Origin of the sequence: Pseudoalteromonas sp. SCSIO 43095, assembly GCF_023650455.1 — a bacterium.
In the GTDB taxonomy this organism is placed as follows: Bacteria; Pseudomonadota; Gammaproteobacteria; order Enterobacterales; family Alteromonadaceae; genus Pseudoalteromonas; species Pseudoalteromonas tetraodonis.
In genome coordinates this window covers 1,538,894-1,563,689 of record NZ_CP087995.1, presented here as the reverse complement: position 1 = coordinate 1,563,689, position 24,796 = coordinate 1,538,894, and the positions used below count along the sequence as shown (strand labels likewise).

Genomic DNA, 24,796 nt, shown 5'->3' with positions numbered 1-24,796 from the left:
GTAATTAAGCGTGTGATTTTTAGTGTCTATCTCAAAAGGTTTGCGGTTATTGGTTTCTGCTGTCATGTTGGTAGCATTTATTATGAGGATAACAATGCGATGTCTTATTTAGGTTTAAAGTTAGTTAATCGACTTATAAAGTATGGTGTGTTGGCATCATTATGCTCTGTAACGCTTACAAGCTTTGCTGGCGAGTCTACACAACAAGCATCATTGCATAAAATTGCACAAGAAATTTCGGCGCAGCGTATTGAGAGTGATATTCAAACGCTGGTGAGTTTTGGTACGCGACATACGCTATCAGAGACTAAGTCTGATACACGTGGTATTGGCGCTGCAAGGCGTTGGATTAAAAAAGAATTTGAAGCGATTTCGGCGCAATGTGGTGGCTGCTTAGAAATAATAGAGGTAAAACAAACCATTTCGGGAGAAAAGCGCATTCCTAACCCTGTAGAAGTGGTTAACATAATTGCGATTCAGCGCGGCAGCATTGAGCCTAATCGTATGGTGATGATGTCGGGTGATATAGACTCGCGCGTTAGTGATGTAATGGATTTTACCAGCGATGCGCCAGGTGCAAACGATAACGCTTCAGGGATTGCCGGTGTTATTGAGGCAGCGCGTGTTTTATCGAAATATACATTTAATGGCTCGGTTGTTTACGCGGCGCTCTCAGGTGAAGAGCAAGGTTTATTTGGCGGTAAAATTTTAACCGCTTATGCGCAAAAAAATAATTGGCAGGTTCATGGTGTTTTAAATAACGACATGATTGGTAATATTACCGGTATTAATGGCGTAACCGATAACACCACTGCACGCATTTTTTCAGAAGGGACGCGAGTGGTTGAAACCAAAGAGCAAGCGCGTACTCGTCGTTTTACAGGTGGCGAAGTTGACTCAGCGAGTCGTAATTTAGCGCGTTACATAGACACCATTGCCGATAAGTACATTGAAAATTTAGACACTATGCTGGTATACAGACTCGACCGATTTGCTCGAGGAGGGCATCATCGCCCATTTAATGATGCGGGCTTTGCGGCTGTACGTATAATGGAAACTAACGAGCATTACGACCGTCAACATCAAGACCTACGCACCGAAAATGGCATAGTGTACGGTGATACCATCGATGGGGTTGATTTTGATTACGCCGCAAAACTCACGTCATTGAATGCGGTGAGCCTAGCGTCAATGGCATGGGCACCAGCGCCACCGAAAGAAGTGAAAATTAGTGGTGCCGTACGCGCCAGTACCACACTTTCTTGGCAACCATCGGAAGATAAAAATATTGCCGGTTACAAAATTTACTGGCGCTATACGAGTGAGCCACAATGGCAATACAGCCAATGGGTTGATAATGTAAGCGAGTTTACGCTTAAAAATGTGGTTATTGATAACTACTATTTTGGCGTTGCTAGCGTGAATAAACAGGGTGTTGAATCGCCAGTGGTGTTCCCCGGTGATGTGGGGTCGTTTGATCACAACATAAAATAATCGGTTTGCTTAAAAACCCAGCAAACAGCTGCGAATAAGGTGTTAAGCACGCTATTTATGCTTGCGCCTTATTTGTTATGCCCTTAAAGTGTAAACAAAGAAGTAAAAAGGTTATTAAAATGCAGCAACAAGAACAAAAACCATTAACACCAGAGCAGCAAGCTGAACTTCAGCAACAAGAAATTCAATGGCAGCGCGAATGCTTTCAAAATGCGCAAAAGCATTTAGCTGAAAAAGGCATTATGCCCAAAACATTGCTTGAAAAAGAAAGTCGCTTTTTAGCGCCTTTATGTGCGCTTTGGAAATTTAAAGCGCAAAACGGTAAAAGCTACTGGGTGATCACCGGTCGTTTACCAACCGATCATGCTGAAGCGTCTGCAGCAAAAGATGCACGCGATGCAATGCGTTATTTTTCACTGCAGTGGCAGTTAAAGGCCGATCAAATTATTACCGCGGGTGCGCGAGATAAAACCCAAGCTGATTTTGCAAATTTACTGATTAACCGTGCACATGGTTTATATGAAATGCATGAAAACGAGCAGCTTTGGGCAAAAGAACCCGCTTAATAAATAAAAGTGAATACATTAAAAAAACCTAACTTAGCGACCTAAGTTAGGTTTTTTGTTGGAACTTTAATAATTAAGCTCGAAACATAAATAGACTCTAATAAGCGCTATCTACGCGGACTGTGTTATTAGTTAAATAAATAAGGCGCACATTATCACCTTGGTGAAAAGGCATAGCGGGATCGTTGTCTTGTACCACCATAAATTGTTCACCACTTTCTACTTGTATTAGTAGTTCAACTAATTGGAGGTTTTCATAGCGTTGTGTCTGTTGCTGATTATGCGCAACATTACCACCAATCACTGATCCTAAAATAGTCGCTACTGTGCGACCGCTGCCACCACCAAACTGGTTACCAATAACACCACCTAATAGGGCACCCCCAAAGGTTTTCCAACCGTTACTTTTATCGTGAACCAATTGTTGCTCTGTAATGTTGCGCACCGACTTCACTTTACCAAATAGTACTTGCTGCACAGGAACGGCTTTATTGCGTTCATACTTGGCAAAAGTGGGGGCGCTAAATATTAATAAAGTGCATAAAAATAAGCTAAGTGTTTTCATGGTTCGCTCCTGTTAGTTACCAACCAAAGGTAGATTTTTCACGGGTTTTACGAATTTCAGTTTCGTCAGCCCATTCAACAAGGCCACTTTGCATATCCATTAAGCGCATTGTAAATTTGTAGTATACATCTGCTTTATCAGCATTGGATTTAACAATGCTCGATAGGTTACCGTACAGCATATATTGCGCACCAATTTGTTTACCAAAGGCCACCGCAGTGCTTGGATTGATCAGTGCATCTTCATTTTGAAATGTAAGTTGTTCACGAACCGCTTCTACACGGGTCATATCAACAAATCTAAATTTTCCACTGCGAAGTAATTGAGTCGAAATTGAGTCGGTAATTGACTCAGTGTCTATGTGTTCACTGGTTTTGTTTTTAATACGCTCAACAAATACCACAGGGCGTGTATTGGCAGTCATAGTACCAACCACTGGCGAACTGAGCAGTGAGTCGGTCATTTGCGAGGCTACTTTTTGTAGGTCGGTAGAGCCAAAGTTTATATCTGTGGTTTCTACGGCTTGGGCATCACCATAACTAACGACTGCTTTATTAGCACAGCCGGTTAGTGTGAGTGCGGCTAAGCCTAAAATTGCATAGCCAGAGAGTGATTTGAATTGTTTATTGATCATCATGGTTTCCTTTAATCTTTAAATTTTTGAGCTTCAGTAGACACTTCTCTTACAGCTAAAGAGAAAGTAACGGCATTAGGGCTAGGCGCGAGTCCTGCAAGCTGAGTTTTAGCAAAGCCAAATAATGTGAGGGCTTGCCACGGCGAGTGGTTGCCTTTAATTACAAAGCCATCTTTATCAAACCAGTTAAATTGATACTGTAAATATTGTGACTTTTTATAGGTACTCGCCAAGGTGACTACCACGTCGGTTAAGTTATTTGTTTGACGGGTTTTTACATCACTAATTAATAGCTTTTTTGCTAACTGTGGATTGTTAACATTGAGCTGCTCTTTGTAGGCGTTGGTAGTTTGTTCAACTCCAATGCCTGAGGTTACAGGTCGGCTGCTACATGCACTAAGCATAAACAACGCAATAATGGGGAGTATGTATTTCATGATGGCTCCTAAAGTTGCACTACATGGGAGTTAAAATAGTTATTAACAGAGGTTAGGTAGATTAACGTTAACCTTTGCTTACTAACGGTAAAATTTATTGGCGGTTGTGAGCCAACATTTAAGGTATGTTCGCCTGCAGCCACTGCACTGCGGGCAAGACTAATTTGATTGGGTAAGGTAAGCCAGCTGCGAGTATCGGCTTGCTCAGATGCAAGATTATATAAGTTTGCTAAAATATTCCCCACATCACCGCCACTGCGGGCAAGCTCAGCGCGCAGCTTTTCTTTCGCCACTAAGCGAAATATTTGTCTCGATACGCGTCCAGCAACTTGCTGCTCTAACGTTTTAGCGGCCAGTGCTTCTAAGTGTACTAACGGGCTTAGTGATAATACATGGTCATTAATTTTGACGTTGTTAACGGTGCTTTCATAAGCATTATTTATATAAATGGGCATGGCGAGACTATAAAAGCGGGCGTCTCCTTGTGAAGTATAAATGGGTAATCGTAATTTAAATTCGTGTTGTTTTGGTATCAGGCCTTGTTCGAATAATATAACCACTTCACCTTGGTTTTTTTCTAAGCTGTTAACTTCGCCAAACTGGCGTTTAAATTGGTTAAAGTCATCAGCAAAACCTTGTTGCTTAGCAAGACGCAGTACATCGTGTTGTAAATACGGATTGTTAGGTTGTATTTCGAGCGCTTTTTTATAGTCTATGTAGGCATCATCTCCTTGCTTTGCCGTTTCATATAGCAAGCCTGATAAATAAAACGTGTACGCATTTTGAAAGCCATTTTTAACCGAGCGAATTAAGTTATCCATATTAGGGTAGTGTTGCTGTGCTTGGGCAGCGGCATTATCAAATTCGCTTTGATTATTTAGTAGTTCATCAACTTGTACTTTATTAGCACGGCGTATTTCAACTAAGGCGCTTTCAATATCATGTTTATAAACATAATTGAGCGCTTTGTAGCTATGCAACATACTCATTTCGTAGGCGGGCGGTGTATAACCAATAGCTGAGTCGTTGGTTAACAGCGCATTACTTTGCTCAAGCCCAGCACTTACTTGTATTTTTGCAGCTTGGCGCTTAGATTGCATTTGTTGATAGACATTTTCAAAATGAACTTGTGCGTTATCGGGGTTATTGGCTAAATCCGCGATGCGGCCTTGCTCTAATTGGCTCAGTAAATAATTACTGTGTGTTTTGCTGTTTTTGCTTATTAAGGAGCGTGCACTCTCAATATTATTATTCGTAATGGCTTGTCTAATAGGGGTGGTATTAGTGGCGTAATCATTAAAGAGATCGTCAAAGCCAATGGTGCTACAACCACTTACAATAAAGCAAAGACTAAAAATTAAAATGTGACGCACACGCACTCCTTCTTATTTATTCTGTAAGGTTAACATACTGCCAATAAATACAAGTGTGAAAGATTGTAAAAAAGCGTAGTGTATAAACATAGAACAAAAACCCTTAACAAAAACTTTATCATTTAAAAAATAACCATGTTAACGTTTACAGCATTGGGCGTTAATTTAATCGGTATATAAATAAGGTACATATTTATCAATACGTTAGGAATTAATTTGAAAGCAACACTGTTTACCATTATCGCGTTAGTTGCTTTTGCTGCAAACTCGTTATTGTGTCGGTTAGCGTTGGCGCAAGGCTACATTGATGCGTGGAATTTTACCGTTATTAGGTTAATGAGTGGGGCAGTGTGTTTGACCATTATTATGCTGCTCTACACTAGGCAGTTAAATAAAAAAGCGCAGTTAAGTAATCCTATTATTAACGATACTGGCAGTTGGCGAAGCAGTGCTAGCTTATTGATATATGCGCTGTGTTTTTCTGTTGCTTATATCGAGCTTGATACCGGTATGGGGGCGCTTATTTTATTCTCAGCGGTGCAATTTACAATGATTGGCTGGGGCATATATAAACAAGAGCGTTTAAGTGCTGTGCAATGGCTTGCATTTATAGTGGCGTTTGCGGCATTTGTTTACTTAATGCTGCCCTCACAGACAGCACCACCGCTGATAGCTGCATTATTAATGAGTATAAGTGGCATTACGTGGGGAATTTACAGTATTCGTGGCAAGGCGTGTGTGTCGCCGCTAAGAGCCACTACCTTTAATTTTATTCGTAGTTTATTAGTGCTACCTATTTTAATTGTGGTGGGAATGAGCCAGCTTAAAAATATACGTATCGAAGGAGCGTTACTTGCAATAGCCTCAGGTGCCATCGCATCTGGCGTAGGGTACAGTATTTGGTATGTGGCTATGCCACTATTAAAGAGCACGCATGCAGCCATAGTTCAGTTATGCGTACCCGTTTTGGCGGCTATTGCAGGGGCTGTGTTTTTATCTGAAACATTAACTGTACAATTTATGCTCCCCAGCAGTATCATTTTACTAGCGGTATTGGTTTTTACTTTAAATAAAAAGACTAAAACTGCTTAGCTGGTGGACTTACATTGATCACAAAGCGTTCATACAATGCAGGTAAGTGGGTTAAAATAGCATCTTTACCTAATAAATCACTGTGTTTAATGCAGTCGTGCAACACTTCTGGCGTAAGGTGGCGAATAAGCTGTGCTGATTGCGCTATGTGGCTAATATGCCAAAGCTCAGGAGCTACCCCGCCCAAGTCGTACTGGTAAGGTCGATAAAACCCAAATTCTGCTAGATGAGTGTCTAGCCATTGGCTTAGTTTAGCAAAAGGCCCACCTTGCTGATATTCATTAGGGCTCAATTGCAAAACATAATCGTCACTTACTGCGCCTTTATCGTAAATATCTAAATCAGTCCCTAAATGATGGCGACTCGCCCCCGGTAGCGCAGAATAAAGCATAATGGCAATGCATTTATCAATATCACTGAGCGAATTAATATCAACGTGTTGCTGGGCTTTGTTTAATACCGGCCGCTTAGCGGAAAATTTAGCGTTCCAAATAGCTGATTGACGGTTAAAATCCCGAAAACTTGATGCAATACATAAGTCAAAGCCTGCTGATGCAGCCGCTGTTTGCAGTGCAATAAAGTCATTTACAATATCGGCATGCAAAGAGTGATTTTGTATGGCAACTAAATGTGCATCACTTTGGCCAGTGATGCATTGTATGAGTTCTTTATTTGCAGTCATTAAGTTAACAGGTGCTCTAATATTTGTTCGTAAATATCGGCCAGCGCGATTAGGTCGTCGGTGCTAACACACTCGTCCACTTTATGAATAGTGGCATTACGTGGCCCTAATTCAATAACTTTAGCACCCGTTTGTGCGATAAAACGACCATCTGAGGTGCCACCTGTTGTTTCTAAGTTAGTGGTTAACCCCGTTACCGATTTAATTGCGGCTACGGTGGCATCAACCAATGGGCCGTGATCGGTTAAAAACGGCAAGCCATTCACAATCCAATTGAGTTCATAATTTAAATTGTGTTTTTGTAAAATGGAATTTACTTTTTGTTGTAGTTGTTGATGAGTAACTTCGGTACTAAATCTAAAATTAAATTGTACCTCTAGTTCCCCAGGGATCACATTGCTTGCGCCCGTACCGCCATTAATATTAGAGATTTGAAAGCTGGTGGCTGGAAAAAAATCATTACCCATATCCCACACAGTTTGGCTTAACTCGGTTAAAGCTGGCGTGGCTAAATGAATTGGGTTTTGTGCTAAATGTGGATAGGCCACATGACCTTGCACGCCTTTTATAGTTAAAAACCCCGTGAGTGAACCACGGCGGCCATTTTTAACCACATCACCGAGTACATCGCGAGAAGAGGGTTCACCTACAAGGCACATGTCTATTTTTTCACCGCGCTCCTCTAAAGTATCAATCACGCGGGTAGTGCCGTTAATAAACGGGCCTTCTTCATCTGAGGTAATTAAAAACGAAATGGAACCTTTGTGATCTGGATGCTTAGTCACAAAGCGTTCGGTTGCCACAATCATCGCTGCTAATGAGCCTTTCATGTCGGCAGCGCCACGGCCATGCAATAAGCCGTCTTCAATTAGGCCTGCAAAAGGCGGGTGCTGCCAGTTTTTTTCAGGCCCAGTGGGCACTACATCAGTATGACCGGCAAAACAAAAATGGGGCGATTGGGTCCCTTTGCGTGCCCATGTGTTTAGGGTATCGGTAAAAAATAGCGATTCAATATCAAAGCCAATGGCGCTTAGACGTTCATTCATCATATGTTGGCACCCGGCATCTTCAGGTGTAACCGACTCTCGCTGAATTAAGGCTTGGGCTAGGGTAATTACTGGATGGGTCATTATTTAAAAATCTCATCGTATTGTGCTGCTTTAAAGCCTAAGTGATATTGCCCGTTATTAACAAGAACAGGACGTTTGATCATCGCCGGTTGTTCAACGAGTAAATTTATAGCGGTTTGTTTAGTCAAGCTTTGTTTTTGCTCATCAGTAAGCGCTCTGTACGTTGTGCCACGTTTATTAACCAATTGTTCCCAATCAATATGTTCTGCAAAGTCGCTTACCATGTCGTTATTAACGCCGTCTTTGCGGTAGTCATGGAAAGTGAATGCGATGTCGTTATCGCTTAGGTATTTTTTTGCTTTTTTAATTGTATCGCAGTTGCTAATGCCATAGAGAGTGATCATAAATCTACTTCTTTTTAATAATAGTTAATAAGGTATCTACACCGGCATTAACTTGCGGGTGAGAATAATGAAAAGTGCCTAAATTATGGCCATTGAGAATTATAAGGCTGGCTAAAATAGGCGAGTCGAGCTCACGTAAATCAAAATAAGCAAGGCGTTGGCCTTTGGTTATTTTGCTGCCGTTAAGCTGAGCAATATGAGTATGCGTAAGTGTTTGTGAATCGGGAACAGCTAGGTTTATTAATACTTTTAAGCCGTTATTGGCTTTTAAAATAAATTCACAACCGGCACTTTTTACCTGCAGTAAGGTGCCATTGAAGGGCGCTAATACTTTATGACTCGATAAACTAACAACAATACCTGGGCCGAGTGTGCCAAAACGAAAAAAGGGTTGTGGATGCTCTTCCATTGGCATTACTTTACCACTGAACGGACTCGTGATTTGTATCGCGTTTCGAGGAATTTTATTTTTAGTTAAATAGCTAACGTCTTCAGATTTCATTATTTATTGAGTTACCACGTTGTAGCCATCGGCTTTAAGGGCTGTAATTGCTTTGGTGACCGTTTGTTTTTTTACTAAAATATAGTCGGTATCGTAGGTCGATATCGAAAAAATGGACACGCCGGCTCTGGCTAATACACCTGACAGGTTTGCCATAATGCCAGTTAACGAAAACCCTAAAGGGCCTATTACTTCCAGTGCTTGCCAATTAGATTCAGTGTCTTGGCTATCAATAATAAAGTCGACAGGGCAAACAACTGACAGTTCATCATGCGTTTTTGAGATAAAAAATAACGGTTGCTTTAACAGCGCAGGCGGTATGTCAGCATCAAGGGCTAAACTATGAATAGATAACACGGTGCTGTGTAATTGTAATGTTTGTTTTGACATTAAACGTATCGCCAGCAGCAAAATAATAGCTTTATAGTATAGAGTATTGAAGCTAAATTAAAGGCTCAAGTTTAGGCCGTGCTATATTTTTATTAGCTAAAAAATAATTGTCCACAATTTCTGTGGATAAGCTTGGGGGTTGTGAGGTATAAATAGCCTAACCAGTTGATTATTAAATAAAAAATGGCTAGGCTATAAAAAAGGCATGTTAATTACAGGCCTTAATTAAGCGCTTCTACTTGCGCCGCCTGAATGGCTGTTAAAGCAATGGTATACACAATATCGTCAACTAATGCGCCACGGCTTAAGTCGTTAACAGGTTTGCGCATGCCTTGTAACATAGGACCAATACTGGTCAAATCAGCACTTCGTTGCACTGCTTTGTAGGTGGTATTACCCGTATTTAAATCAGGGAAAATAAACACGGTTGCTTTACCGGCAACCGGGCTATCTGGCGCTTTTTTAATAGCTACACTTTCCATAATGGCCGCATCGTATTGCAATGGCCCATCGATAATGAGATCAGGACGCTTTTGTTGGGCAATTTTTGTTGCTTCGCGGACTTTTTCTACATCAGCGCCACTGCCCGAATTACCCGTGCTGTAACTTATCATTGCTACACGAGGTTCTATGCCAAATGCGGCAGCAGAATCGGCAGATTGAATTGCAATGTCGGCTAGTTGTTCAGCATTAGGATCAGGGTTAATAGCACAGTCACCATAAACAAGCACTTGATCAGGCAAAAGCATAAAAAATACCGACGAGACTAATGATGAACCTGGTGCGGTTTTAATCAACTGTAAAGGCGGGCGAATGGTATTAGCCGTGGTATTGACTGCCCCTGAAACCAGCCCATCTACTTTTCCTTGCTCTAGCATCATGGTGCCCAGTACCACGTTATCTTGCAGTTGTTCCTTTGCAATAACGTCAGTTAAGCCTTTGTTTTTACGAATTTCGACCATAGGTGCTACGTAGTCATTAATAATACTAGTTGGCTCTATTACAGTCACATGCTCGTTCAGTTCAATCCCTTGTTGCTCCGCGATTCGAAATATTTCATCGCGATCGCCAAGTAAAATTGTTTTAGCAATGCCGCGCTGGCCACAAATAGCAGCGGCTTTAATGGTTCTAGGCTCGTTACCCTCAGGCAGTACAATCGTTTTATCCGCTTTACGTGCTTTATCGGTTAATAAATACCTAAAGGCCGGCGGGGATAACTTGCGGGTTTTTCCCACACTTTTTGCTAATGTGTCCAGCCAATCAGAATCGATATGTGCAGCGTTATGATCTTTTACTTTTTCAATGCGTTGTTCATCGTCGCTAGGCACTTCTAGGTTAAAGTTATGCAACAATAAAGAAGTGCGCCAGGTATCGCCCTCGGTTGCCAAAATTGGTAGGCCAGTTTGCATAGCTTGTTCACATAGCGCCATAATACGCGGCTCAGGCTCAAAACCACCGGTAAGTAAAATTGCACCTAGTTTTGTGCCATTCATGGCCGATAAGCAAGCTGCAACGAGTATATCTGAGCGATCGCCAGGGGTTACCAATAACGCACCTGGCGTAAAATAGTTTAAAATATTGGATACCGTGCGGGCACAAAATGTAATTCGTCTGAGTCGGCGGTGTACCATATCACCTTCGTTGATAATAGTGGCTTTTAAATAGGCACTTAAATCTTTAACACGTGGGGCAACCAGTTCAAAATCCCACGGAATAGCGCCGAGTAACATAAACGGGTTTTTTCTAAAAATAGGTAAAGAAGCTAAGCGGTTTAATTCGTTATCAAGCGCTTCTGGCTTATAGGTATCGACTAAATCGGCGCGAGCACGACCTTCCTCATCAAGGGGGGCGTTTACTTTATTAAAAATACAGCCAAGCACGCGAGGATGGTCAATGCCACCATAGTTACCAGCGGCTATTTCTAGTCGGTCTTCAATTTGAGTAATGTTGTAATTGCCAGGGGTAAGTACAAAAATGATATCCGCCCCTAAAGTTTGTGCGATTTCTCGATTTACTCTCCCCGCATACGGTTGGCGACGGGTAGGCACCATGCCTTCAATAATAGCCACTTCATCATCGTTAATTTTACTTTGAAAACGCTCTACAATTTCTTCTAGCAGGTCATCGCCTTTGCCATCGCCAATCATTTGCTCGGCGTAATCCAGCGCAAATGACGTAGGTGGATCAATAGGTGAGCCTTGGGTAACAATTTGTGTTGACTTTTCTGGGCCTGTTTCACCCGCGCGTGGTTGAGCTATAGGTTTAAAAAAATTAACTTTAACAGTTTTCTGTTCCAGCGCCCTTACCAAACCCACCGATACTGAGGTTAAACCAACCCCAGTAGAAACGGGGATCAACATAATACGACGAGCCATATTATAACTCCTTGGTAATGTTTGCGGCATCAAGTGCGATCACCCATTCTTCGTTAGTGGGCATAACGACCGCTTTGCTACGTGAATCAGCTGTACTAATTAACCCAGCTTGGCCAAAACGTGCATCAAGGTTTGCTTGTGGGTCTAAATTAATACCTAAAAAGGCCAATTGTTTAAGTACTTTATCACGGATAATATCGGAATTTTCGCCAATACCGCCGGTAAAAATAACTGCGTCTAGCTGTTGCAGCGGGACCATGTAAGCGGCTATTTGTTTTGCGAGGCGATAACAAAACATATTAAGAGCCAGCATAGCTTGCTGGTTGCCTGCAATAGCGGCTTCTTCTATGGTGCGACAATCGTTAGACAACTCGCTTATGCCTAATAAACCACTTTTTTGATTGAGTAAGTCATCAATTTGCTGAGCAGTGTAATCGAGTTGCGTGGTTAAAAAGTTAAATAGGCCCGGATCAATGTCACCACAGCGCGTACCCATAACAAGCCCTTCAAGCGGGGTTAACCCCATACTGGTATCAACACTTTTGCCATTTTTAATCGCACACACTGAACAGCCGTTGCCTAAGTGGGCGCTAATAAAGTTACTGTTTTCAATAGGAAGTGCCAACAACTTCGCAGTTTGTCCTGCCACATATAAATGGCTGGTGCCATGAAAACCATAGCGCCTAACACCAAAGTCTTTATAAAGCTGATAAGGAAGGGCATAAAGATAAGCGACTTCATCCATTGTTTGATGAAATGCTGTATCGAACACGGCTACTTGCGGTAAGTTTTTAAATGATGCTTGCGCTGATGAAATACCCAGCAAGTTAGCGTGGCCATGCAAAGGTGCTAGCGTGGCTGCTTGCGTGATACCTGCAGTAACGCGTTCATCAATTAATACTGATTGGGTAAAATGCTCACCGCCATGCACAACACGATGACCAACAGCAACTAGTTGCTCATCAAGATTGTGATCTTTTATTAAATCAACCAGCGTATCAATGGCATGCGCGTGTGCCTGATTAGCAGCAAGTTTAATGGTGGTCTTTTCTCCCTTAAATTTATATTTTATTGAGGGAGCATCTGCACCTAGGCGCTCAGCTAAACCTGAAATAATGTCTTTTCCTGTGTTTGCATCAATAATTGCAAACTTTAAACTTGAGCTTCCACAATTAAGTACCAAAACATGGTTTGGTTTTTTTGGCAGAGTTGGCATAGAATCATTTTCCATTTAAATATTAATCAGTACACTTGGTTGATATATAAGCATTGTAGGCTTAAATGGGTATAGACTAAAGTGTAGTTGACTTTATTAAAAGGGCTTTGTGGAATTCTTTCTATAATTTATGCTTTTTGTGAGTTTTACTAATGAAATTAAGCATTTTTACCGATAAAGTGAGAGTTGTGTTACACTTTTATAAGCAAGATGCTTTTACAAGTGTTAAATGCCGTGATTGTGAGGATTTATAATGCAAAAAAGTGTGATATCACAAGTTCAATTAGGGCGCGCTTATGCTAAAACATGGCCTATGCGTAAAGAGGTCGCGCCATTATTTGCCGAGTTTAAAGTGATCAGAGCAACCGAGCTTGCGATTACAGTAATGCCTATTTTAGCCATGCTAACTTTGTTTTTTCAGCTTAATTATTTAGGCCCTGATTTTTTACCTCAAGCTATTGCCAGTAGTCTATTTTTTATCTCCTTGCCGTTACAAGGACTTTTATGGCTAGGTAAACGTGCGCAAACAGAATTAGAACCCGCTATGCTGCAATGGTACAACGAGTTGTTTGCAAAAATGGTCGCCAACGGTTACGACGCACAAATGGGGAAAAACAAGCCCCGCTATTTGGAGCTTGCTGAATTGTTAAAAGACATGTTTGATAAAATGGATAAAACCTTTACTAAAGAGCAGTTTTAACAAACTGGCTAATATAAAATGACAAGGTAACCTTATGATGCTGTTTTTGTTCAAGTGCCTGCCAATGCTCGGGTCTGAACTTCCATGCAAAGGGTGTCATCATTATTAAATTTCTTACGTCGCTAAATGTGAGTGACACTTGCTCTGTAATGAGCTGTTGCGATGATTGTTTAAAGCCTGTTGGCGTAGCAACTTCAGTATGTTCATTTACCGTATTATAGATATATTTTTTCAACTCTTTGAGGTGCATAGGCCCAGGGCTTGCCACCACTAAACAGCCATCCTCTTTCACAAGGCGAGAAAGTTCATCGTCGAACAAAGGGGCAAACACGCTAATTAACACATCAGCAAGGTGATCATTAAAGGGCGCGTGGCTTATTGATGCCACGCTAAATTGACATTGTTTGTATCGTTTTGCTGCGTATTTTACCGCCGACTTAGATATATCAACACCATACACAGTAGCTTGCGTGTTATTTGCTATAGCATGGGTGTAAAACCCCTCGCCACACCCTAAATCAATCACTATATTTGCATTGAGCGGTTTGACTAAATTAGCTAAGGCCGTCTGTAAAAATGCATAATGGCCTTGCTCTAAAAAAGAACGCCTTGCTTGTACCATTTCTAAAGAGTCACCGGGCTGTTTAGAGTTTTTATTTTGCACGGGGAGTAAGTTTACATAGCCTTCTTTGGCAAAATCAAAGCTGTGGTTATTATCACAGCGTAATGTTTTTTCATTAAGTGCCAATGGAAGTTTGCAAATAGGGCAATGGTAATGAAGACTCATGAGCCTAAATAGTCCTTATCAAAAAAAGTTTTTACCCAGTGCGGGCGATAGGTGATCATAACAGTTATTGCCATACCGTTTAGCATTGCTTCAGGAAACGCTAAAATAGGACTGAGATAAATGTAGTTTTCTGTTAGCTGATGCCAATTATATTCGCCAATTGCGTAATAAAAAACACCCCCAAGTATAATGTTAACGCAAGCAACGACACCAGCCGTTAAAAAGCTACAAACAAATATATAGACAAAAAAGTGCCGCGCTAAGTAGTGGTAACAAAGCATAAATACAAAGTAGCTTAATAATACTGGAATAAACGCACTTATTAGTAATTTTACCGCAATCAGCTCGAATGCTATTTGTCCAAAAGCAGTTAGCAGGGCTGTTGCTAATACACAACTTAAAATAGCCAGACGCCAGCCTAAAATCAGCGTAACAGCAGTAATGCCCAGTATATGAAGATCAAGACCAGGTAAAATACCGGCTTTTATACGCCATAGTAAAGCGAGCACCAGCGCGCAGGCAAACACACCGGTTTGCCTTGCTGGCGTATTAAATAAATTGGCGTATGTTGATTTATTAACACTTAAAAAGCCAATAACAATAACACCAATCCACAGTAATGCCTGTAATTGCACGCTTAGCATAATCGTTAATTAAACTCAGACCAAATAGGGGCATGATCTGAAGGCTTGTCGATAGCACGTAATTCGTAATCTATACCGGTGTCGATACAGCGAGCTGCTAAGTCATGCGTTGCCAGAACCACATCAATCCTTAGTCCACGATTATCAACAAAACCCTTAGAGCGGTAGTCAAACCACGAGTATTGATCGTTAGTTTCTGGGTTTTGCTCCCTAAAGGTGTCTTTAAAGCCCCAGTTTAATAACGTTGCTAGCCATTCACGCTCAACGGGTTGAAATGAACATTTTCCGGTTTTTAACCAGCGTTTTGCGTTTACCTCACCAATACCAATATCTAAATCGGTTGGAGAGATATTAATATCGCCCATTACAATTACATCTTGATCAGGCGTGTAATGACTATTTAGGTGAGTCATTAAGTCTTGATAAAATTGACGTTTATAAGGGAATTTAGTTTCGTGGTTGATGTTATCGCCTTGCGGGAAGTAGCCATTCATGACATGCAGGTCACGGCCATTTTCTTGCTCTACGGTAACGCTGATCATTCGCTTTTGCGACTCATCTGTGTCGGTGGAAAAGCCTTTTAATACCGACTTAGGCTCTTTTTTGCATAATATTGCCACACCGTAATGCGCTTTTTGTCCATGAAAATAAACGTGATAACCCATTTTTTGTACATCGTCTAGCGGAAATGCTTCATCGTGCACTTTGATCTCTTGAAGACCAATAATATCTGGCTGGTGTTTATCAATAATAGCTTGTAACTGATGTAGGCGAGCACGCAGACCATTGATATTAAAAGAAATCACTTTCATAAAGTTTACCTTCAAATTTATTTTCATTGTTGGCCAAATTGTATCAGTATTTGGAGCGACATAACATGACTGAAACGAGAAAATAACTGCACAAATATTGATCAATTTTGCTTGATGTTTAAACATTGTAAATGCAATATTAAACAATAAAATAAATAAAATATTCAATTAATATGTTAAAACTTGTCTATATAATGCGCAAAAATCGTATGTTTAACTCGTTCAAATAGGACCTCCTAATGAAAACTCAATTACTTTTAGCCGCCTCTCTTTTTGTTTCTGTAACTGCTACTGCGCAAAGCAATACGTATTACAGCCAAGACAACAAATTAGAGTCTAACTTATGTGTAGTAAGCGCCAATGAGGGGTTTTCGGCTGCTCGTAAAATGGCAGCAAAGCACGGTGTATATTTATCACGTTATTCAAAAAGTATCCTATGTAACGGTCAAGACATCCGTGACATTGCAAAAAAAGAAGAAGCAACGCAATCAGTTGTGTCTAAAGTAGAAGTATTTGCAAAAGATTCACACCAAGAAACACAGTTATGTATGACTGCAGTAAAGCAAGGCCTACAACCAGTACGTAAGCAAATTGGTAACTTAAATTCATTAAAGTGTAATGGCCAAAGTGTTACTGATTTTGTTAAGCGTTACCAAAACGCTGCAATCTAAATTACCGTTTTAGATATAAATAGCTCGGTTCCTACCGAGCTTTTTTTGCAAAAATTACCAGAGTAGCTTGCAAAAATTGCATTATTGAATATCGCAATAGAAGTTGTTTTTGGTTAATTGTTTGATTTTAATGGTTTATTTTTTTTGGCATCGTATTTGTATTACTAGATTTGAAATTTATTAATACAAGGATACGTCTGATGAAAAAATTAACGATAGTTTCTACTGTTTTAGCCGCATTGAGTTTAGCAGCTTGTTCTTCTAATCAAGGTTTAGAAAAAATCGACAGTGATTTTGCAAGCTTAGATAACGATAGCGATGGCTTTATTTCTAAAACAGAAGCCGACGATGATAGTATTTGGCAGCACTTTTCGAATATAGATACTAATATGGATAATCAAATAAGCCGTAATGAATATGACGCTTATATGCAGCTAAATGCTGGGAAAGTTGCTACAGATAGTGAAGTGAGTGAGTCTGCATTTAAGGCTGATATTGCGAAGTTTGATAAAATAGAAAATGACTTTAAAAGCTTAGATAATGATAGCAACGGTTTTATTTCAGTTTCTGAAGCTGACGATGATGATATTTCAAATCATTTTGGTTACATGGACAGCAATAAAGATAAACGAGTAAGTAAAAAAGAGTTTAATAGCTATATCCAAAAGCATGGTGATTCTGTTGCAGAGGACGATGCACTTGAGCAATTTAAAAAATAGCTAAATTACATTATTAAATACACTTGATACCAAGCCAGTGTTTTTCACTGGCTTTTTTATACCTATAAAATGTTATTTTATTAATATGTTTTCCTAGTTTGCCGTTGTTCTGTCATAATAGATGGCTGTGTGTGTTTATTAACTTTAGAGTGATTATGGTTGGTCGGCGAATTAGTGATGAACAATTAATTGAAATCATTGAAGCGGCGATTTTTGTGGCAGGCAAGCCCGTATCAAAACGTCATCTTAAGAACACGGTTTTAAACGACTTAGCAATTTCTATGGCGCGCATTAATGATGCTGTAGAGGCCATTCAAGTTCACTATCAGACGCGTGGAATACGTTTAGTTGAGGTAGGCAGTGGCTATCGTTTTCAAGCGTGCAGTAGTTTAAGCCCATGGTTGAGTAATTTATGGCAAGAACGTGCCCCTAAATACTCGAGAGCTTTACTCGAAACCCTGTCGTTAATTGCATACAAGCAACCCATAACCCGTGGTGAAATTGAGCAAGTGCGGGGTGTAGCAACTGGCTCAAATATTATTAAAACTCTGCTTGAAAGAGAGTGGATTAAAGTAGTTGGGCATAAAGAAGTACCCGGTAAACCGGCACTTTATGCAACGACTAAACAATTTTTAGATTATTTTTCGATAACGGGACTTCATGATTTACCCGCATTGCCAGAGCAACAGCAAAGTAAAATTACCCAGTTATTAAGTGATCCTTCTGTGAGAGAACCATCCAAATGAGTATACAAGGTGAAAAGTTACAAAAAGTCCTAGCCCGTGCAGGTGTAGGCTCACGCCGTGAAATGGAAAAATACATTGATGCAAATCGTGTGAGTGTAAATGGTAAAGTAGCTAAGTTAGGCGACAGGGTTGAAGAAACCGATTTAATTCGTGTTGACGGCCATACCGTTAAAATAGAAGAAAAAGCAGACAGAATTTGTCGTGTAATTATGTATAACAAACCAGAGGGTGAGTTAAGTACGCGTAAAGATCCTGAAGGCCGTAGAACCGTTTTTGACCGCTTACCTCGTATTGATGGCGATCGCTGGATAGCAGTAGGCCGATTAGACGTTAATACCTCAGGCCTAATGCTGTTTACCAATGACGGTGAATTGGCAAACCGCTTAATGCACCCAAGCTATGAAGTTGAACGCGAATATTCAGCACGTGTATTTGGTGAAGTCACTAACGAAACAATAAAAAACTTACTGCGTGGCGTAGAACTTGAAGATGGCCCCGCAAAGTTCACTGGTATCAAGCCTATGGGCGGTGAAGGTATTAATCGTTGGTATAATGTAACGCTTAACGAAGGTCGTAACCGTGAAGTGCGTCGTTTATGGCAATCACAAGATGTGGAAGTGTCACGCCTAATTCGTATTCGTTACGGTAAATTAGAGCTTGATAAGCGCGTACCGCAAGGTGGCTGGATTGAGTATGATTTAGATACAGTTAACTATTTACGTAAAACAGTAAAGCTTGGCAAAGAAACACAAACTAAGCTGTCTGTTATTCCTGAAAAGCGTAAAGACAAGCGCGCTAAAATAAACCAAATTCGCAAGGCGGTTAAAAAGCACAATCAACGTGTAAAACCGACTAAACGTAAGTAAATATGCTATTAGCTACTAATAAAATAATAAAGCCGCTTTTTATAGCGGCTTTATTATGTTTAAAACTAAATATTACTTTTTAGCTTGTGCGTCTAACGATTGGCCATTGATATCTTTTGAGTCATCACTCATTAAATACAGGTAAGTTGGCATTAAATCTTCAGGTGTTGCGAGTAAATCACGATCTTCACCTGGGAATGCACTTGCACGCATTGATGTACGGGTTGCGCCTGGGTTAATACAGTTAACACGGATTGGCGTTTTTTCAACTTCACACGCCCATGTTTGCATCATACCTTCTACTGCAAATTTAGAAATTGCATAAGGTCCCCAAAACTCTCTTCCTTTACGACCGACACCCGATGAGGTAAATACCACTGAGGCACTTTTTGATTTACGCATGACAGGGAATAGCGCTTTAGTGATCATCGCTTGTGCAGTGACGTTTACTTTCATGACGTTTTCGAATGTTGATGAACAAAAATGCTCTAACGGCCCTAAAGTACCTAAAATACCCGCGTTATTTAATAGTCCATCAAGGCGGCCAAATTGACTTTCGATCGTTGCGGCTAAATCACGATAGTTCTGCTTAGTTGCACCTTTTAAGTCCATAGGCACAATCGCTGGCTGTGGGTAGCCTGCATTGACGATTTCGTCATACACACATTCTAGTTTATTAGTTGTTTTTCCTAATAAAATAACGGTTGCACCATGTTTAGCATAGGTAATAGCTGCGACACGGCCGATACCATCACCTGCGCCTGTGATCAAAATTACTTTGTCTTTAAGTGCGTTTTCAGTTGCTTGATAGGTATGCATAAAAGTACCAATGTTTAAATTTTTTTTGATTTTAACATAGCAAATCGACAAGTAATCGAATTTATTACAAATTTAGGTGGCGAAACTAGAAAGTTTACGTTAAGTTTAACTGGTCTAATGTCTCATTAATATACTAGCTACATTATTTTAACTTAATTACACTGACTATAAACACACTATAAAAATAAGATTTGTGCGGAGAACACTATGAAAAAAATGCTACTCTCGCTCTCAGTTGCAGCTGCATTAGCAGGCTGTGGCGGCGGAGAAACGTTAGAAGATGTTAAAAACGATTCGGTTACAGTTATTCCAAAAGCTACGGTAAAGTTTGACCCTGCAAATGGTGTAATTTCGGTTCCTAATGATTTATTAATGAGCGGTACGCGCGATGGCACACTCAATATTCCTGGGGAATTAAATGACGAGAATGTTTCTATCTCTCGAGCTGAATATGCAGATCCGCAACTTGCACTAGGGGCACTTGATGGCTGGTCTACGCAAGTTCCTTTTAAAATAGATTTAACGTTTCCACCGGGCATTAGTCTAGATGAAACGTCTGCAGCTTCACCAGGCTCAGTACGTATTTTTGAAGTGATCATGGGTGCAAGCCTAACAGATGCCGAATGCTCGCAAGCACCAGCTGGTACAGCATGTAAACTAGTAGGTGAACTGACCTTTGGTGTTGATTTTGTTACACAAGGCTCTGGAGACGCGGTTGCTATTATTCCACTTAAGCCATTTAAGGCCGGTAGTTCATACATTAATGTGTTAACGACTGGACTGAAAGATTCAGAAGGGCGCTCAATTGAACCATCTTCAACGTATGCCACTGTTAAACAAGAAGCGCCTTTAGTAACGCCATCACAACTTGCGCTGCAAGGAGCTGTAAATAGCTACGAAAACGTAGTGGTAAGCTCTGGCGATATTACTAAAGACGATATTATTTACTCGGCTGCCATGACAATGCAATCAGCAGGTCCTGTGCTTGGCACAATCAAAAAGATTTTAGCAAAAAGTATAACAGAGCCAACAATTCCAACCCCTGCGTTGCAAATTCCAACTCAGCCTATGCAAAACGTACAGGATATCTTTGAGGACTTAGGTAGAGCAGTCCCCAACGTATTTCAGGCGGCACAATATCAAAAAGGGAGTATTCAACTACCTATGTATTTAGGCACGCCTGAAGGTAAAAGTATTGATGATTTAAATGATACTTACTGGCAAGGTATGTGTGATAACGCAGTAGCTGTTATGGGTTATAAAGCACAAGCTGGTGAAGGTTTCCCTACTGTTCCTGTTAGCGTTAATGATGCAAAATGTGCAGCGTTAAGTGATGGGCGGTTGCGTGATTTAGGTGTAGGCTTAGACGTTACACGTCATCTAACGAAATATAACTCACTTCCTAAAGTGCAGAGCATGGCAACTGTGCCAGTACAAATTACCAAACCGATTTTACCGGTTGTTAATGCGTACCGAACAGGCTTAGGTTTAGAGCCTTTTGCTGCTATGCCAGAAAATGGCTGGCCAGTGGTTATTATGCAACATGGTATAACCACACAAAAAGAAAGCATGTTAACGCTAACAGCGCAGCTTTCATTGCAAGGCTTTGCAACAGTTGCAATTGACCACCCTCGTCATGGCGAGCGTGGTGTAGATGTAGACGGTGATGGTACTGATGACTTTAATGCAACTTCGGGAAAAGGCTCTGTACTTAGTTACATGAACCTAAGCTCGTTATTGGTCGCCAGAGACAGCTTGCGTCAGTCAAGTGCTGACTTACTTGGTTTACGCTTAGGCTTAAGATTCAGCGGTGATAGTTCACTCAGTTATACCGATGTATCTTATATTGGCCATTCACTGGGCTCAATTGTAGCACCTGCATTTATTGCACAAGCTAATAGCCCATTAGACGACCAAGTAGATCCATTGTTTAAGGTTAACGCTGTAGCATTAGCAAGTGGCGGCGGCGGTATTGCTAGCTTCTTGTTAGAATCAGCCGCGTTTGGTCCATTTATTCAAGGCTCTGTCCTTGCTAAAGCTGGAACTGCTGAAGCTGACGAGTTTAATGCATTCTTAAATGCTGGTGCGTTATCGAACTGTGGCGCCTTGTTACCAGACATGCAGGACTTCTTAAGCTGTGGTTTTAATGAGTTTGCAACGGCACTTACCATGACTGGCGAAGCTGACAAACTTGCTAATATCAAAAGCGTGATGACGCAGTTTGTATTTGCAGCACAAACAGCATTAGATAGTGGCGACCCGACTAACTATGCAGCAACGGTTAAAGCACTAGAAACACCCGTGTATATGAATGTTGTTGTTGGTGATGGCACAGATAATAACAAGCCAGACCAAGTTATTCCGCCAATGACTGCTAAGACTGCTAACAATCCAATTGCAGGTACAATCCCTTTAGCCAACTTTATGGGGTTAGAAACAGTAAGTACATCGCAAGCACCAACAGAGATGGGGGCTAGCTATTTAGTTAAATTTAATACCGGCCATCATGGGTCAATATTAACACCTGAACAGGATGAGGCAGAGTCTTCTTCTGCTGCGGGTAGTGCAGCTGCGAATGCTGAAATGCAATTGCAGGTTGCTACTTACCTAGCTTCAAGAGGGCGCCTTTTAATGGTGCAAAACACTGAGGTTGTGACGAATTAATAATCAACCATTCAATTAAGTACTAAAAGCCACTGTATAGTGGCTTTTTTTTATTTTAAAGCATGCTAAATTGACTGAAATTTATAAACGGAGAACACAGTTGGAATTTTTATACGAGTACGGTTTGTTTTTTGCTAAAACCATTACCTTTGTTATTGCTATCGCTGTCATTTTGACCTTAATTGTAAGCTCGGCTGTTAAGCCAAAAGCAAAAAAAGGTGAGATAGAAATAGATGACTTATCAGAGCAGCTTACTAATATAAAAGAAAGCTTTTTAAATAATACGCTAGGTAAAAAAGAGCTAAAAGCCTATCAAAAGCAACAAAAAATAGAGCAAAAAAAAGCGGACAAAGAAGCGCCTAAATCACGACTCTATGTTATTGACTTTAACGGCAGCATGGATGCACATGAAGTAGAGAGTTTACGCGAAGAAGTGACTGCGATTATTTCAATCGCGGACCCTGAAAAGGACAAAGTGTTAGTTCGCCTTGAAAGTGGTGGCGGCGTGGTACATGGCTATGGTTTAGCTGCATCACAACTACAACGGTTTAAGTCAGCTGGTATTGAGTTGACTGTATCAATAGATAAAGTCGCCGCCAGTGGTGGTTACATGATGGCTTGTGTGGCTGATCATATTATTGCAGCACCGTTTGCAATTGTTGGCTCTATTGGTGTTATTGCACAAATTCCAAACTTTAATAAAATATTAAAGAAGAACGATGTCGAGTTTGAGCAAATTACGGCGGGTGAATTTAAACGCACGTTAACTTTATTTGGTGAAAATACCGATAAAGCCCGTGAAAAGTTTCGTGAAGAGATAGAGCAAACTCATGGTTTGTTTAAAACGTTTGTAAGTACACAGCGTCCCAGTTTGAACATGGACTTAGTGGCAACGGGTGAGCATTGGTTTGCAACCCAAGCGATTGAAAAAGGTTTAGTTGATACCATTAAAACTAGTGATGATGCATTGTTAGAGCAGCAACATCAGTATCAAATATACAAGGTTCAATACAAAATTAAAAAAGGGCTAAGTGAAAAGCTTGCAATAGGGCTCAGCCATGGTGTGAATAAAGCGGGCGTAAGTTTAATGTCAAAGTTTAAGGCGTTACACCCTTAATAATTTAATCACTTAAACCCAACAAAAAAGCCTTGTTACTTAACGAAGTAGCAAGGCTTTTTTTATGACTATTGTCAGAAATACTAATCAATAGATTTGTGGTAGTCTTCTAAATCTTTAGCTGCATTAGGGTCATTAAAGATACTTTCATCTAGCTCACCCTCACTTTTAGCAACGACACAGGTTACCATACAGTCACCCGTTACGTTTACCGCGGTACGGGTCATATCAAGTAGTCTATCAACACCTATTATAATTGCGATGCCTTCAACCGGTAGGCCTACTTGGTTTAATACCATGGCCAGCATGATCAAGCCAACGCCAGGAACACCCGCCGTACCAACAGAGGCAAGCGTTGCTGTTAATATCACCATTAAGTAATCAGAAATAGTTAAATCAACACTAAATACTTGAGCAATAAATACTGTGGCCACACCCTGCATAATTGCAGTGCCATCCATATTAATGGTGGCGCCTAATGGAATAGTAAATGAAGCGACCGAATTATTAGCGCCAAGCTTTTTAGTTGCCGTTTCAAGTGTGATAGGCATAGTTGCGCTTGAACTTGAGGTACTAAAAGCAAATAAACAGGTGTGTTTCATTTTAGCTAAGAAAGTGAGCGGGTTTAGGCCCGTGAGTATTTTTAGCAGTAGAGTGTAGTTTACAAATGCGTGTAATAATAAGGCTAAAACAACCACGCCAAAGTACTTAGCTAAACTCACAATTAAGTTAAGTTCAATGGTAGTGAACAATTTAGCCATTAAGAAAAATACGCCGTAAGGAGCAATATTCATTAGCAAAGTAACCAGTTTTAAAATAACGGTGTTTAAGTCTTCAAATACAGTAGCGACACGTTTACCTGCTTTTCCGCTAAGTGCCATTGCAATACCGAATAACAAAGCAAATACAATTACTTGTAACATGTTGCCCTTTGCCATTGCTTCAAAAGGGTTGGTAGGGAACATATCAATAATTACGCGAGCTAAAGTAGGCGCTTCTTTGGCATCATAGCTTGCTTGAGAAGGTAACCCAATGCCTTCACCTGGGTTAAATAGTAACGCGAGTGTAATTGCCACTGTAATCGCTATTGCCGTTGTAACTAAGTATAAACCAATTGATTTACCGCCTAAACGACCTAGTTTTTTAGGATCGCTTAAACTGCAGGTACCACATACCAGTGATACAAATACTAAAGGCACAACCAGCATTTTCAAACTGGCTATAAATATTTGCCCACCTACATGAAAAAGGCCATCAACAAAAAAGGCTTTAATTGGCAAAGAGAATAACCCAAGAGGGATTAGGTAATCGTCTTCACCAGCTAATATAGCCTGAAATATAAAGCCTACTGCAACACCAAGCACCATACCAATCATGATGCGAGTAGTTAAACTCATTGAACGGATTTTAGACATATTTCCAATCTATTTTTTATAAATTTGGCATAGACT

General features: G+C 40.5%; 26 protein-coding genes. 10 read left to right on the top strand and 16 right to left on the bottom strand.

Annotated features, from left to right (window positions below):
- The first annotated feature begins 99 nt into the window (after positions 1-99).
- On the top strand, positions 100-1,494 hold the full coding sequence (locus tag LOC50_RS07430; protein ID WP_250652981.1) for a M28 family peptidase: 1,395 nt from the start codon (positions 100-102) through the stop codon (positions 1,492-1,494).
- A gap of 119 nt (positions 1,495-1,613) precedes the next feature.
- Positions 1,614-2,060: a DUF4826 family protein gene (locus LOC50_RS07425; RefSeq protein ID WP_008110031.1), complete on the top strand. Its 447-nt coding sequence runs from the start codon at positions 1,614-1,616 to the stop codon at positions 2,058-2,060.
- A 97-nt stretch (positions 2,061-2,157) separates the two neighbouring features.
- Here LOC50_RS07425 and LOC50_RS07420 read toward each other — a convergent pair whose 3' ends face one another.
- From LOC50_RS07420 to LOC50_RS07405, 4 genes are read right to left on the bottom strand one after another with little or no spacing between them, the layout of a single operon-like run.
- Entirely contained in the window at positions 2,158-2,625 is a 468-nt protein-coding gene (locus LOC50_RS07420) for an outer membrane lipoprotein (protein ID WP_036982871.1), read from the bottom strand.
- A gap of 16 nt (positions 2,626-2,641) precedes the next feature.
- A complete protein-coding gene (gene lpoB, locus LOC50_RS07415; protein ID WP_051894383.1) occupies positions 2,642-3,259 on the bottom strand; it encodes a penicillin-binding protein activator LpoB in 618 nt (205 codons plus the stop codon).
- 11 nt (positions 3,260-3,270) lie between these two features.
- Positions 3,271-3,696 carry a YcfL family putative periplasmic lipoprotein gene (locus LOC50_RS07410; RefSeq protein WP_036982869.1) on the bottom strand — a complete coding sequence of 142 codons (426 nt, stop codon included), beginning with the start codon at positions 3,694-3,696 and terminating at the stop codon, positions 3,271-3,273.
- A gap of 8 nt (positions 3,697-3,704) precedes the next feature.
- Positions 3,705-5,069 carry a COG3014 family protein gene (locus tag LOC50_RS07405; RefSeq protein ID WP_250652980.1) on the bottom strand — a complete coding sequence of 455 codons (1,365 nt, stop codon included), beginning with the start codon at positions 5,067-5,069 and terminating at the stop codon, positions 3,705-3,707.
- Between the two features lie 216 nt (positions 5,070-5,285).
- On the opposite strand from LOC50_RS07405, the gene LOC50_RS07400 reads away from it, so the two are divergent.
- Positions 5,286-6,161 carry a DMT family transporter gene (locus LOC50_RS07400; protein ID WP_250652979.1) on the top strand — a complete coding sequence of 292 codons (876 nt, stop codon included), beginning with the start codon at positions 5,286-5,288 and terminating at the stop codon, positions 6,159-6,161.
- On the opposite strand, the gene LOC50_RS07395 is transcribed toward LOC50_RS07400, so the two are convergent.
- The 7 genes from LOC50_RS07395 to LOC50_RS07365 all read right to left on the bottom strand — a co-directional run bounded on the left by LOC50_RS07395 (position 6,148) and on the right by LOC50_RS07365 (position 12,800).
- Positions 6,148-6,843, bottom strand: a complete 696-nt coding sequence (locus LOC50_RS07395; protein WP_036982866.1) for a M15 family metallopeptidase — start codon at positions 6,841-6,843, stop codon at positions 6,148-6,150. The two genes, LOC50_RS07400 and LOC50_RS07395, sit on opposite strands and share 14 nt — an antisense overlap.
- A complete protein-coding gene (gene dapE / locus LOC50_RS07390; protein WP_250652978.1) occupies positions 6,843-7,973 on the bottom strand; it encodes a succinyl-diaminopimelate desuccinylase in 1,131 nt (376 codons plus the stop codon). The genes LOC50_RS07395 and dapE overlap by 1 nt, the downstream gene beginning before the upstream one ends.
- Positions 7,973-8,317, bottom strand: a complete 345-nt coding sequence (locus LOC50_RS07385; protein ID WP_069439382.1) for an ArsC family reductase — start codon at positions 8,315-8,317, stop codon at positions 7,973-7,975. The genes dapE and LOC50_RS07385 overlap by 1 nt, the downstream gene beginning before the upstream one ends.
- Before the next feature lie 4 nt (positions 8,318-8,321).
- Positions 8,322-8,819, bottom strand: coding sequence for a PTS glucose transporter subunit IIA (locus LOC50_RS07380; RefSeq protein ID WP_036982864.1), 498 nt, complete (start codon positions 8,817-8,819; stop codon positions 8,322-8,324).
- A 3-nt stretch (positions 8,820-8,822) separates the two neighbouring features.
- Complete coding sequence (locus LOC50_RS07375; protein WP_029609972.1) at positions 8,823-9,209, bottom strand: ACT domain-containing protein; 387 nt, start codon at positions 9,207-9,209, stop codon at positions 8,823-8,825.
- Positions 9,210-9,430: 221 nt separating this feature from the next.
- Positions 9,431-11,584: a phosphate acetyltransferase gene (gene pta / locus LOC50_RS07370; protein WP_250652977.1), complete on the bottom strand. Its 2,154-nt coding sequence runs from the start codon at positions 11,582-11,584 to the stop codon at positions 9,431-9,433.
- A 1-nt stretch (position 11,585) separates the two neighbouring features.
- Entirely contained in the window at positions 11,586-12,800 is a 1,215-nt protein-coding gene (locus LOC50_RS07365; RefSeq protein ID WP_138626867.1) for an acetate kinase, read from the bottom strand.
- A gap of 253 nt (positions 12,801-13,053) precedes the next feature.
- On the opposite strand from LOC50_RS07365, the gene yfbV reads away from it, so the two are divergent.
- Complete coding sequence (gene yfbV / locus LOC50_RS07360; RefSeq protein WP_036956398.1) at positions 13,054-13,500, top strand: terminus macrodomain insulation protein YfbV; 447 nt, start codon at positions 13,054-13,056, stop codon at positions 13,498-13,500.
- On the opposite strand, the gene rlmA is transcribed toward yfbV, so the two are convergent.
- From rlmA to xthA, 3 genes are read right to left on the bottom strand one after another with little or no spacing between them, the layout of a single operon-like run.
- A complete protein-coding gene (gene rlmA, locus LOC50_RS07355) occupies positions 13,484-14,287 on the bottom strand; it encodes a 23S rRNA (guanine(745)-N(1))-methyltransferase (RefSeq protein ID WP_013464793.1) in 804 nt (267 codons plus the stop codon). The two genes, yfbV and rlmA, sit on opposite strands and share 17 nt — an antisense overlap.
- Positions 14,284-14,931 carry an energy-coupling factor ABC transporter permease gene (locus LOC50_RS07350; RefSeq protein ID WP_250652976.1) on the bottom strand — a complete coding sequence of 216 codons (648 nt, stop codon included), beginning with the start codon at positions 14,929-14,931 and terminating at the stop codon, positions 14,284-14,286. The genes rlmA and LOC50_RS07350 overlap by 4 nt, the downstream gene beginning before the upstream one ends.
- A gap of 5 nt (positions 14,932-14,936) precedes the next feature.
- Positions 14,937-15,743: an exodeoxyribonuclease III gene (gene xthA, locus LOC50_RS07345; protein WP_250652975.1), complete on the bottom strand. Its 807-nt coding sequence runs from the start codon at positions 15,741-15,743 to the stop codon at positions 14,937-14,939.
- Positions 15,744-15,982: 239 nt separating this feature from the next.
- Between xthA and LOC50_RS07340 the strand changes: the two genes are divergently transcribed.
- The 4 genes from LOC50_RS07340 to rluB all read left to right on the top strand — a co-directional run bounded on the left by LOC50_RS07340 (position 15,983) and on the right by rluB (position 18,745).
- Positions 15,983-16,414: a hypothetical protein gene (locus LOC50_RS07340; protein WP_036982857.1), complete on the top strand. Its 432-nt coding sequence runs from the start codon at positions 15,983-15,985 to the stop codon at positions 16,412-16,414.
- A 200-nt stretch (positions 16,415-16,614) separates the two neighbouring features.
- On the top strand, positions 16,615-17,133 hold the full coding sequence (locus tag LOC50_RS07335) for an EF-hand domain-containing protein (RefSeq protein WP_036982856.1): 519 nt from the start codon (positions 16,615-16,617) through the stop codon (positions 17,131-17,133).
- A gap of 155 nt (positions 17,134-17,288) precedes the next feature.
- Positions 17,289-17,879, top strand: a complete 591-nt coding sequence (scpB, locus tag LOC50_RS07330; RefSeq protein ID WP_250653917.1) for an SMC-Scp complex subunit ScpB — start codon at positions 17,289-17,291, stop codon at positions 17,877-17,879.
- Positions 17,876-18,745 (top strand): 23S rRNA pseudouridine(2605) synthase RluB, encoded by an 870-nt coding sequence (rluB, locus tag LOC50_RS07325; RefSeq protein WP_036982855.1) that lies wholly within the window; start codon positions 17,876-17,878, stop codon positions 18,743-18,745. Before scpB ends, rluB begins: the two co-directional genes overlap by 4 nt.
- Positions 18,746-18,817: 72 nt before the next feature.
- Here the strand turns inward: rluB and LOC50_RS07320 are convergent, their stop codons facing one another.
- Positions 18,818-19,564: a YciK family oxidoreductase gene (locus tag LOC50_RS07320; protein ID WP_010389778.1), complete on the bottom strand. Its 747-nt coding sequence runs from the start codon at positions 19,562-19,564 to the stop codon at positions 18,818-18,820.
- A 207-nt stretch (positions 19,565-19,771) separates the two neighbouring features.
- Between LOC50_RS07320 and LOC50_RS07315 the strand changes: the two genes are divergently transcribed.
- Together LOC50_RS07315 and sohB are read left to right on the top strand one after the other, a co-directional pair.
- The gene (locus LOC50_RS07315; protein ID WP_250652974.1) at positions 19,772-22,228 is read left to right on the top strand and encodes a VolA/Pla-1 family phospholipase; all 2,457 of its coding nucleotides are present in this window, start codon (positions 19,772-19,774) and stop codon (positions 22,226-22,228) included.
- A 100-nt stretch (positions 22,229-22,328) separates the two neighbouring features.
- Positions 22,329-23,345 (top strand): protease SohB, encoded by a 1,017-nt coding sequence (sohB, locus tag LOC50_RS07310; RefSeq protein ID WP_250652973.1) that lies wholly within the window; start codon positions 22,329-22,331, stop codon positions 23,343-23,345.
- Positions 23,346-23,428: 83 nt separating this feature from the next.
- Here sohB and LOC50_RS07305 read toward each other — a convergent pair whose 3' ends face one another.
- Positions 23,429-24,760 (bottom strand): dicarboxylate/amino acid:cation symporter, encoded by a 1,332-nt coding sequence (locus LOC50_RS07305; protein WP_013464802.1) that lies wholly within the window; start codon positions 24,758-24,760, stop codon positions 23,429-23,431.
- Positions 24,761-24,796 lie beyond the last annotated feature (36 nt).

Bases quoted from the DNA above. Each gene is read 5' to 3' on its own strand.
- LOC50_RS07430 (WP_250652981.1), top strand. From the start codon at position 100: ATGTCTTATTTAGGTTTAAAGTTAGTTAATCGACTTATAAAGTATGGT.
- LOC50_RS07425 (WP_008110031.1), top strand. From the start codon at position 1,614: ATGCAGCAACAAGAACAAAAACCATTAACACCAGAGCAGCAAGCTGAA.
- LOC50_RS07420 (WP_036982871.1), bottom strand. From the start codon at position 2,625: ATGAAAACACTTAGCTTATTTTTATGCACTTTATTAATATTTAGCGCC.
- lpoB (WP_051894383.1), bottom strand. From the start codon at position 3,259: ATGATCAATAAACAATTCAAATCACTCTCTGGCTATGCAATTTTAGGC.
- LOC50_RS07410 (WP_036982869.1), bottom strand. From the start codon at position 3,696: ATGAAATACATACTCCCCATTATTGCGTTGTTTATGCTTAGTGCATGT.
- LOC50_RS07395 (WP_036982866.1), bottom strand. From the start codon at position 6,843: ATGACTGCAAATAAAGAACTCATACAATGCATCACTGGCCAAAGTGAT.
- dapE (WP_250652978.1), bottom strand. From the start codon at position 7,973: ATGACCCATCCAGTAATTACCCTAGCCCAAGCCTTAATTCAGCGAGAG.
- LOC50_RS07385 (WP_069439382.1), bottom strand. From the start codon at position 8,317: ATGATCACTCTCTATGGCATTAGCAACTGCGATACAATTAAAAAAGCA.
- LOC50_RS07380 (WP_036982864.1), bottom strand. From the start codon at position 8,819: ATGAAATCTGAAGACGTTAGCTATTTAACTAAAAATAAAATTCCTCGA.
- LOC50_RS07375 (WP_029609972.1), bottom strand. From the start codon at position 9,209: ATGTCAAAACAAACATTACAATTACACAGCACCGTGTTATCTATTCAT.
- pta (WP_250652977.1), bottom strand. From the start codon at position 11,584: ATGGCTCGTCGTATTATGTTGATCCCCGTTTCTACTGGGGTTGGTTTA.
- LOC50_RS07365 (WP_138626867.1), bottom strand. From the start codon at position 12,800: ATGCCAACTCTGCCAAAAAAACCAAACCATGTTTTGGTACTTAATTGT.
- yfbV (WP_036956398.1), top strand. From the start codon at position 13,054: ATGCAAAAAAGTGTGATATCACAAGTTCAATTAGGGCGCGCTTATGCT.
- rlmA (WP_013464793.1), bottom strand. From the start codon at position 14,287: ATGAGTCTTCATTACCATTGCCCTATTTGCAAACTTCCATTGGCACTT.
- LOC50_RS07350 (WP_250652976.1), bottom strand. From the start codon at position 14,931: ATGCTAAGCGTGCAATTACAGGCATTACTGTGGATTGGTGTTATTGTT.
- xthA (WP_250652975.1), bottom strand. From the start codon at position 15,743: ATGAAAGTGATTTCTTTTAATATCAATGGTCTGCGTGCTCGCCTACAT.
- LOC50_RS07340 (WP_036982857.1), top strand. From the start codon at position 15,983: ATGAAAACTCAATTACTTTTAGCCGCCTCTCTTTTTGTTTCTGTAACT.
- LOC50_RS07335 (WP_036982856.1), top strand. From the start codon at position 16,615: ATGAAAAAATTAACGATAGTTTCTACTGTTTTAGCCGCATTGAGTTTA.
- scpB (WP_250653917.1), top strand. From the start codon at position 17,289: ATGGTTGGTCGGCGAATTAGTGATGAACAATTAATTGAAATCATTGAA.
- rluB (WP_036982855.1), top strand. From the start codon at position 17,876: ATGAGTATACAAGGTGAAAAGTTACAAAAAGTCCTAGCCCGTGCAGGT.
- LOC50_RS07320 (WP_010389778.1), bottom strand. From the start codon at position 19,564: ATGCATACCTATCAAGCAACTGAAAACGCACTTAAAGACAAAGTAATT.
- LOC50_RS07315 (WP_250652974.1), top strand. From the start codon at position 19,772: ATGAAAAAAATGCTACTCTCGCTCTCAGTTGCAGCTGCATTAGCAGGC.
- LOC50_RS07305 (WP_013464802.1), bottom strand. From the start codon at position 24,760: ATGTCTAAAATCCGTTCAATGAGTTTAACTACTCGCATCATGATTGGT.